8 protein-coding genes and 1 rRNA gene (1 of these 9 running past the window's edge) are annotated in these 8,746 nt (G+C 57.0%); 4 read left to right on the forward strand and 5 right to left on the reverse strand.

Annotation, left to right across the window (positions count from 1 at the left end):
• Nucleotides 1-31 precede the first annotated feature (31 nt).
• Both ACYZTU_RS04640 and ACYZTU_RS04645 read right to left on the reverse strand, forming a co-directional pair.
• The gene (locus ACYZTU_RS04640; protein WP_461968373.1) at nt 32-718 is read right to left on the reverse strand and encodes an SDR family oxidoreductase; all 687 of its coding nucleotides are present in this window, start codon (nt 716-718) and stop codon (nt 32-34) included.
• 24 nt (nt 719-742) lie between these two features.
• Nucleotides 743-1,093, reverse strand: a complete 351-nt coding sequence (locus ACYZTU_RS04645; RefSeq protein ID WP_461970962.1) for a MerR family transcriptional regulator — start codon at nt 1,091-1,093, stop codon at nt 743-745.
• An 82-nt stretch (nt 1,094-1,175) separates the two neighbouring features.
• On the opposite strand from ACYZTU_RS04645, the gene ACYZTU_RS04650 reads away from it, so the two are divergent.
• A complete protein-coding gene (locus tag ACYZTU_RS04650; RefSeq protein ID WP_461968375.1) occupies nt 1,176-1,604 on the forward strand; it encodes a hypothetical protein in 429 nt (142 codons plus the stop codon).
• Between the two features lie 569 nt (nt 1,605-2,173).
• On the opposite strand, the gene ACYZTU_RS04655 is transcribed toward ACYZTU_RS04650, so the two are convergent.
• From ACYZTU_RS04655 to ACYZTU_RS04665, 3 genes are all read right to left on the reverse strand, one after another.
• Nucleotides 2,174-2,755 carry an IMPACT family protein gene (locus ACYZTU_RS04655; RefSeq protein ID WP_461968377.1) on the reverse strand — a complete coding sequence of 194 codons (582 nt, stop codon included), beginning with the start codon at nt 2,753-2,755 and terminating at the stop codon, nt 2,174-2,176.
• A 7-nt stretch (nt 2,756-2,762) separates the two neighbouring features.
• Nucleotides 2,763-3,413 carry a TetR/AcrR family transcriptional regulator gene (locus ACYZTU_RS04660; RefSeq protein WP_461968379.1) on the reverse strand — a complete coding sequence of 217 codons (651 nt, stop codon included), beginning with the start codon at nt 3,411-3,413 and terminating at the stop codon, nt 2,763-2,765.
• Between the two features lie 97 nt (nt 3,414-3,510).
• Nucleotides 3,511-4,431: a LysR family transcriptional regulator gene (locus tag ACYZTU_RS04665; protein ID WP_461968381.1), complete on the reverse strand. Its 921-nt coding sequence runs from the start codon at nt 4,429-4,431 to the stop codon at nt 3,511-3,513.
• A 124-nt stretch (nt 4,432-4,555) separates the two neighbouring features.
• Between ACYZTU_RS04665 and aptA the strand changes: the two genes are divergently transcribed.
• The 3 genes from aptA to ACYZTU_RS04680 all read left to right on the forward strand — a co-directional run.
• Nucleotides 4,556-5,905 (forward strand): omega-aminotransferase AptA, encoded by a 1,350-nt coding sequence (aptA, locus tag ACYZTU_RS04670; RefSeq protein ID WP_461968383.1) that lies wholly within the window; start codon nt 4,556-4,558, stop codon nt 5,903-5,905.
• Nucleotides 5,906-5,971: 66 nt separating this feature from the next.
• Nucleotides 5,972-7,465 carry a CoA-acylating methylmalonate-semialdehyde dehydrogenase gene (locus tag ACYZTU_RS04675; RefSeq protein WP_449645860.1) on the forward strand — a complete coding sequence of 498 codons (1,494 nt, stop codon included), beginning with the start codon at nt 5,972-5,974 and terminating at the stop codon, nt 7,463-7,465.
• 569 nt (nt 7,466-8,034) lie between these two features.
• Nucleotides 8,035-8,746, forward strand: a 16S ribosomal RNA gene (locus ACYZTU_RS04680); it runs 827 nt beyond the window's last position.

Below are 8,746 nucleotides of genomic sequence, written 5' to 3' on the forward strand. Positions count from 1 at the left end.
ACAACACAAATCCCTGTGGGAGCGACGGTGATTACCAGGGAATGGTTTCACCCTTGTAGTTCACAAAATGATGCCCGCCCTTGCCGGTGTACGCATTCACCTGATCGACCAGCCCACGCGTGCTGGTGTCCACATCAATGTCCGCACCTTCACCGCCCATGTCGGTCTTCACCCAACCCGGATGCAACGACAGCACAGTGAGTTTCTGCTCACCCAACTGAGTGACGAAGCTGTTGGTCATGGAGTTCAGCGCCGCTTTACTCGCCTTGTACAGCGCCAGCTCCGGCGCATCCGGCATGGTCACGCTACCGAGTACTGAACTCATGAACGCCAGCACGCCGCTGTCCGGGCGGATCTGCCCGACGAAGCGCTGGGCCAGGTTGATCGGTGCCACGGCATTGGTGAAGAACAGTTGGCCGACTTCAGCCAGGGTCGCGCCACCTGGTGTTTGAATGTCAGGCCCCTTGACCCCGGCATTCACGAACAGCAGGTCAAACACTTCGCCCTTGAGCTGCTGGCTCAGGGCGATGACTGCCTGCTGATCGTCCATGTCGAGTTTTTCGATCCGCACCTTGCGCAAGGCCTGCAAGGCTTCGGCGTTCTGCGGGTTGCGCACGGTGGCGGTGACTTGCCAGCCGTCGCCCAACAGAGTTTTCACCAGGCCGAGGCCCAAGCCGCGGGAGGCGCCGATGATGAGTGCGGTTTTTGCCGTAGACATAAGTGGCTTCCTTGATAAATGAGGTCAGGGATTCAATGGGCAACGTTGCCCGAGCCGTTGTTGCAACTCGTGTCGCAACGCGCCGAGTTCGTCCATTCGGGTTTCGATCAGTTTGAGTTTGTCTTGCAGCAATTGCGTGACGGCGCTGTCCGGATCGGGCGACTGCCCTAGAGCGGCGACGCTGTTGCCGATCTCGCCGAGGGTAAATCCCAATCGCTGGGCGGTCTTGATGTACAGCACCAGTTGCACCATGTCCGCCGGATAGTCGCGATAACCGTTGGCGCTGCGTTGCGCCGCGATCAGTCCGCGCTGCTCGTAGAAGCGCAGCGTGTCGCGGCTGACGGCGCTGGCCTGGGCTAATTCACCGATGCGCATCATGACGTCTCGAAAGGGCTTGACCCTGGAGCATACTCCAGGCTTTAGCCTTGTTGCTCCCTGATTTTCTGGAGCAAGACGGATGTGGACTTCAACGCAATATCGCCGGTTGGTGCGCGGTAGCGCCTGGTATGACTTGATCGTGATGGCGGCGTTTACCACGCCGTGGAGTTTTGCTGCGTTGCATGGGGTGTTGGCGAATGTGAGTCAGGCTTTCAATTTGCCTGGTGAGCTGCCGCCGTTTGAGCCGATGCACATGCTGATGGCCAATCTGTTGGGATCGATTGTCTGCGTGTGGGCGGTGCTGCGGATTCGGGATCCGCAGCAGGTGTTTGGTCGGTATGACGCCGTTGGCAGGTTTCTGTTCGCCGCTTGGCAGCTCTATGCCTTGCTCCATGGTGCCAGTTCTTTATTGGTGGTTTTCCTGTTCTTTGAGTTGGCGTGGGGCGTTGTTCAGGTGTTGCCTGTCAGGCAGCCACTAATGCCCGGCCTGCCACGGTTGCCCCAATGACATCGGCGGCATCAGGCAACGAATGATTTCCACCCGCTGCCGTTCGCGGGTCGATTGAAGTGATGCCTGTGGACATAGTAATTTCCTGGCCATTAAGTCAGGAATGCTCAAAAGCGTTACAGGTGAAGGCTTTGAAGACGGCGCCTCGCCCAATGTCGATCCCGAACCAGGCACCACTTGAGGGCAAAGCCGTTGATCAGGCTCCGGTTTTGCTCAGGGTATCTGGTCAAAAAACGAGCAGCTGACGGCAAGCCATACCGGACATGGGGCCGCGACAGTCATGAACGGGTTATCCACAGATTGCTCCACAGTATTTGTGCGCAAGCCCGACGCTTGGGCATAAGCACTGCGCAGCTTTCTTCTAAAGGTGATAAACCGAGCTAACTGATTGTTTTTACGTGGATTTAGCTTTTTTGATGGCGAATTGAACGAAAAGTGAGCAAAGCCCGCAAAGCCGCATGACACAAGGGTTACAGCCGGGTGTGCTCAGGTTATCCACAGCCGGGTGCACAGTAGATGTGGGCAAATGCACCGGTTCGACGAAAGGGCTGTGAACGTTGTTGGTGCGATTAGTGCTGCAACAAAATGCGTCCGCGACTCAAGTCCGCCAGCTGCGTTTGCAGAGTATTGATCTGGCTTTCGCCGATCGCCAATCGCAGGTCTACGCCGTTGGCCGTGAACGTTTCTTCCACAACCAATCCACCCAGTTCCGCCACCCGAAGCTTCACCAGCGGCAACTCACCAAACGCACAGGCGCAGCTCACCGGCACTCGACTGATCAACTCAACCTTCGCCGCGGCTTGCAGGCACTTGTTGGCGCCGCCGCCATACGCCCGTGCGAGGCCACCGGTACCAAGTTGAATACCGCCATACCAACGAATTACCAGTACGGCGACCTGATCGCAATCCTGCGCTTCGATCGCCGCCAGAATCGGCCGCCCAGCAGTGCCGCCAGGCTCGCCATCGTCAGTGCTGCGGTAGTGATCGCCAAGCTTCCAGGCCCAGCAATTGTGCGAGGCATTCAAATCGCTGTGCTGTTCAATGAACGCCTGGGCTTCAGCAGGGCTGCTGATCGGCGCGGCGAAGGTGATGAAACGGCTTTTGCGAATCTCTTCGCGGTACTCGCAAAAACCGCTGAGGGTAAAAGGCATAAGTGTCTTAGATCGTTGGCGTCAGGCCGCAGCCCTTGAGAATAATGTGGATCAGGTTGTTGCCGGCGTCTTCCATGTCTTGCTTGGTTAGCTTGGTGCGCCCGCTGACACGGCATATCTGTGTGGCGAAATCGGCGTAATGCTGAGTGCTGCCCCACAACAGGAAGATCAGGTTCACTGGGTCTACCGGGTCCATCTTGCCGGCATCGATCCACGCCTGGAACACGGCGGCCCGGCCCTGGAACCAAGCGCGATAATCCTGATTGAAATACTCGGTCAGGCATTCGCCGCCGCTGATGACTTCCATGGCGAAAATCCGCGAGGCTTGCGGCTGACGACGGGAGAATTCCATCTTGGCGCGGATATAACGCGTCAGCGCTTCGCCCGGATCATCTTCAGCGGTCAGGGTGTTGAAGGTGCTGTCCCACAACTGGAGGATGTTGCTTAACACCGCCACGTACAAACCGAGTTTGTTGGTGAAGTAGTAATGCAGATTCGCCTTGGGTAATCCGGCATTCAGGGCGATGGTGTTCATGCTGGTGCCTTTGAACCCGTGACGGGCGAACTCGTCTTCGGCGGCTTTGATGATGGTCTCTTCGTTCTTCTGACGAATGCGGCTGGCAGGTTTGCCGCCGTGAGCGGGGACTTCAAAGGTCATAGGCACTTCCGAACAAGTGGGGTGGGTGCATCCTGTGCGTTGATAGCGCACCCACGGGCGTCAGACAAGTCCTGACGCAATAAAAGGCCAGGACTTTCTAGCGCGTCGCCGCCAGGCTCTCCAAAAAGCTTTCCAGCACCAAATGCGGGCGACGGCCCTTGCGAGTGACCGATGCGAGGCTCAGGTCATAGAACCGCGCTTGCGGTTTCAGCGCACGCAATCGGCCTTGCTGCACCCAGAGGCTGGCGTAGTGGTCCGGCAGGTAACCGATGTAGCGCCCGGTCAGGATCAGGAACGCCATGCCTTCACGGTCCGAGGCACTGGCGGTGCAATTGAGCGCCTGGTAATGGGCCTGGATCTCCGCTGGCAAGCGGAAGGTCGGCGCGATGGCGTCCTGGCTATTGAGGCGTTCGTCATCCAGTTGTTTATCGTCGACATAAAACAACGGATGACCGACCGCGCAATACAGTAGCGAGCGTTCGCTATAGAGCGGCTGATATTCCAGCCCCGACAGCGCACTGGCCTGTGGCACCACGCCGACATGCAATCGACCGTCGAGCACGCCTTGTTCGACTTCGTTGGGCGCGATCATGCGAATCTGTATTTGCACGTCCGGACCGCGTTCCTTCAATTGCGCCAAGGCGTGGGTGATGCGCATGTGGGGGAGGGTGACCAGGTTGTCGGTCAGGCCGATGGTCAATTCGCCGCGCAAATGTTGGTGCAGACCGTTGACCTCGGTGCGGAAACTTTCCAGCGCACTCAAGAGCTGCAGCGCCGATTGGTAAACCTCGCGACCTTCTTCGGTCAGGGAAAACCCGGCGCGACCGCGCTGGCATAAACGCAGGCCTAGGCGTTGTTCCAGATCGCTCATTTGCTGGCTGATCGCCGAACGACCTATGCCCAGCACTGATTCCGCTGCGGAGAAGCCGCCGCATTCCACCACGCTGCGAAATATTCGTAACAGGCGAATATCAAAGTCACTGACTTGCGCCAGTGGATCTGGGCGGCGGCTGCTCATAGTTTAGTGGTGACCTGACTGAACGTTAGAAGAGTTGGATTTCACCGACTTTATCCCCATGGCAATTTAGCTGCAAGAACGCTTTTGATCTCTATGCCGCTTATTGCCCTTCGAGGTTTTGCCCATGAATGTGCCTGAAAACGCCCCGAACTCCCTGGCCAGCCAGCTCAAGCTCGATGCTCACTGGATGCCCTACACCGCCAACCGTAATTTCCAGCGCGATCCGCGACTGATCGTGGCGGCTGAAGGCAGTTGGCTGATAGATGACAAGGGCCGCAAAGTGTATGACTCGCTGTCCGGTCTGTGGACCTGCGGTGCCGGGCATACCCGCAAGGAAATTCAGGACGCGGTCGCCAAGCAGTTGGGCACTCTCGATTATTCGCCAGGCTTCCAGTACGGCCATCCTCTGTCGTTTCAACTGGCTGAGAAAATCACCGACCTGACCCCGGGCAATCTGAATCACGTATTCTTCACTGACTCGGGCTCCGAGTGCGCGGACACGGCGGTCAAGATGGTTCGTGCTTACTGGCGTCTGAAAGGCCAGGCCACCAAGACCAAAATGATCGGCCGTGCCCGTGGTTATCACGGCGTGAACATCGCCGGCACCAGCCTCGGTGGCGTGAACGGCAACCGCAAAATGTTCGGTCAGGCGATGATGGACGTCGATCACCTGCCGCACACCTTGCTGGCGAGCAATGCCTATTCCCGAGGCATGCCGAAAGAGGGCGGTATCGCCCTGGCGGATGAACTGCTCAAACTGATCGAACTGCATGACGCTTCGAACATCGCGGCAGTGTTTGTCGAACCAATGGCCGGTTCCGCTGGCGTCCTGGTTCCGCCACAGGGTTACCTCAAGCGTCTGCGCGAGATCTGCGATCAGCACAACATCCTGCTGGTGTTCGACGAAGTGATCACCGGCTTCGGCCGTACCGGTTCGATGTTCGGCGCCGACAGCTTCGGCGTGACCCCGGACTTGATGTGCATCGCCAAGCAAGTTACTAACGGCGCGATTCCGATGGGCGCGGTGATTGCCAGCTCCGAGATCTACCAGACTTTCATGAACCAGGCGACGCCTGAGTACGCGGTGGAATTCCCGCACGGCTATACCTATTCCGCCCACCCGGTGGCGTGTGCCGCTGGCCTGGCAGCACTCGACCTGCTGCAAAAGGAAAACCTGGTGCAGAGCGTGGCCGAAGTCGCACCGCATTTCGAAAATGCGCTGCACGGTCTGAAAGGCTCGAAGAACATTATCGACATTCGTAACTACGGTTTGGCCGGTGCGATCCAGATCACGCCTCGCGACGGCGACGCCATAGTGCGTCCGTTCGAAGCCGGCATGGCCCTGTGGAAAGCTGGGTTCTACGTGCGCTTCGGCGGCGACACCCTGCAGTTCGGCCCAACCTTCAACAGCAAGCCGCAAGACCTTGATCGTCTGTTCGACGCGGTCGGCGAAGTGCTGAACAAGATCGACTGATTTTTCCCCTCTATATAGAGGCGCCCCTTTGAAGGGTGCCTGTGGACAACTTTTCAGGAGCCCCGCATGAGCCTTATCCCGCATTTGATCAATGGCGAACTGGTGACCGAAGACGGTCGCACGGCTGACGTGTACAACCCGTCCACCGGCCAGGCGATCCACAAGCTGCCATTGGCCAGCCGCGAAACCATTCAAAAAGCCATCGACTCGGCCAAGGCTGCGTTCCCGGCCTGGCGTAACACTCCTCCGGCCAAACGTGCTCAGGTGATGTTCCGCTTCAAGCAACTGCTGGAACAGAACGAAGCGCGGATCGCGCAGCTGATTAGCGAAGAGCACGGCAAGACGCTGGAAGATGCGGCGGGTGAGTTGAAGCGCGGCATCGAGAACGTCGAGTTCGCTTGCGCAGCGCCGGAAATCCTCAAGGGCGAATACAGTCGTAACGTCGGCCCGAACATTGATGCCTGGTCAGACTTCCAGCCGTTGGGCGTGGTGGCTGGTATCACTCCGTTCAACTTCCCGGCCATGGTGCCGCTGTGGATGTATCCACTGGCGATCGTCTGCGGCAACTGCTTTATCCTCAAGCCGTCCGAGCGTGACCCAAGTTCGACGCTATTGATTGCTCAATTGTTGGTGGAAGCCGGTCTGCCGAAAGGCGTGCTGAGCGTAGTACACGGCGATAAGGCTGCAGTGGATGCGCTGATCGAAGCGCCGGAAGTCAAAGCGTTGAGCTTCGTTGGTTCGACGCCGATTGCCGAATACATCTACGCCGAAGGCACCAAGCGCGGCAAGCGCGTTCAGGCACTGGGTGGCGCGAAGAACCATGCGGTACTGATGCCGGATGCGGATCTGGATAACGCGGTCAGCGCACTGATGGGCGCGGCCTACGGTTCTTGCGGTGAACGTTGCATGGCGATCTCGGTGGCTGTGTGCGTCGGTGACCAGGTGGCGGATGCGCTGGTGGCCAAGTTGGTACCGCAAATCAAGGCTCTGAAAATCGGTGCCGGTACTTCATGCGGTCTGGACATGGGGCCGCTGGTTTCCGGTCAGGCTCGCGACAAAGTCAGTGGCTATATAGAAGACGGTGTTTCTTCTGGTGCGACCTTGGTGGTGGATGGTCGTGGTCTGAGCGTGGCCGGTCATGAGGAAGGTTTCTTCCTGGGTGGCTGCCTGTTCGATAACGTCACGCCAGAGATGCGCATCTATAAAGAAGAGATCTTCGGGCCGGTGTTGTGTGTTGTCCGGGTTAACAGCCTGGAAGAGGCGATGCAGCTGATCAACGATCACGAGTACGGCAACGGCACCTGCATCTTTACCCGTGATGGGGAAGCGGCGCGGTTGTTCTGCGATGAGATCGAAGTCGGCATGGTTGGCGTCAATGTGCCGTTGCCGGTGCCAGTGGCTTATCACAGCTTTGGTGGCTGGAAGCGCTCACTGTTCGGCGATCTGCATGCTTATGGTCCGGATGGCGTGCGTTTCTACACCCGCCGCAAGGCCATTACCCAGCGCTGGCCACAACGGGCGAGCCATGAAGCTTCGCAGTTCGCATTCCCTAGCTTGTAAGTAGAAGGGAAGAAGGCCGGCCCTTGGGGCCGGCCTTTGCGTTTCAGGGGCTTTTTTGACGTATATGACAGAATTGTGAAATTAGGTATTGACGGCAGATTCTGGAAGTCTATAATTCGGCCCACTTCCGGCGCAGTCGAAACGGAAAACTCCTTGGTAAACAATGAGTTACGCAGTTTTCGACAGCGAGTTGCTTCAGGTCATCGAAGCGCGAAAGGGGGTTGAAAAAGAGGTGTTGACAGCAGCGAGTAACGCTGTAGAATTCGCCTCCCGCTGACGAGAGATCGAAAGCGCAAGTGGTTGAAGTTACAAAGGAAACTTTGAAAACTTCTGAAAATAACCGCTTGACAGCAACAGAGGCTGCTGTAGAATGCGCGCCTCGGTTGAGACGAAAGATCTTAACCAACCGCTCTTTAACAACTGAATCAAGCAATTCGTGTGGGTGCTTGTGGAGTCAGACTGATAGTCAACAAGATTATCAGCATCACAAGTTACTCCGCGAGAAATCAAAGATGTAACCAACGATTGCTGAGCCAAGTTTAGGGTTTCTTAAAAACCCAAAGATGTTTGAACTGAAGAGTTTGATCATGGCTCAGATTGAACGCTGGCGGCAGGCCTAACACATGCAAGTCGAGCGGCAGCACGGGTACTTGTACCTGGTGGCGAGCGGCGGACGGGTGAGTAATGCCTAGGAATCTGCCTGGTAGTGGGGGATAACGCTCGGAAACGGACGCTAATACCGCATACGTCCTACGGGAGAAAGCAGGGGACCTTCGGGCCTTGCGCTATCAGATGAGCCTAGGTCGGATTAGCTAGTTGGTGAGGTAATGGCTCACCAAGGCGACGATCCGTAACTGGTCTGAGAGGATGATCAGTCACACTGGAACTGAGACACGGTCCAGACTCCTACGGGAGGCAGCAGTGGGGAATATTGGACAATGGGCGAAAGCCTGATCCAGCCATGCCGCGTGTGTGAAGAAGGTCTTCGGATTGTAAAGCACTTTAAGTTGGGAGGAAGGGCATTTACCTAATACGTAAGTGTTTTGACGTTACCGACAGAATAAGCACCGGCTAACTCTGTGCCAGCAGCCGCGGTAATACAGAGGGTGCAAGCGTTAATCGGAATTACTGGGCGTAAAGCGCGCGTAGGTGGTTCGTTAAGTTGGATGTGAAATCCCCGGGCTCAACCTGGGAACTGCATTCAAAACTGTCGAGCTAGAGTATGGTAGAGGGTGGTGGAATTTCCTGTGTAGCGGTGAAATGCGTAGATATAGGAAGGAA

It is taken from the genome of Pseudomonas sp. HLT2-19-2, assembly GCF_054898005.1.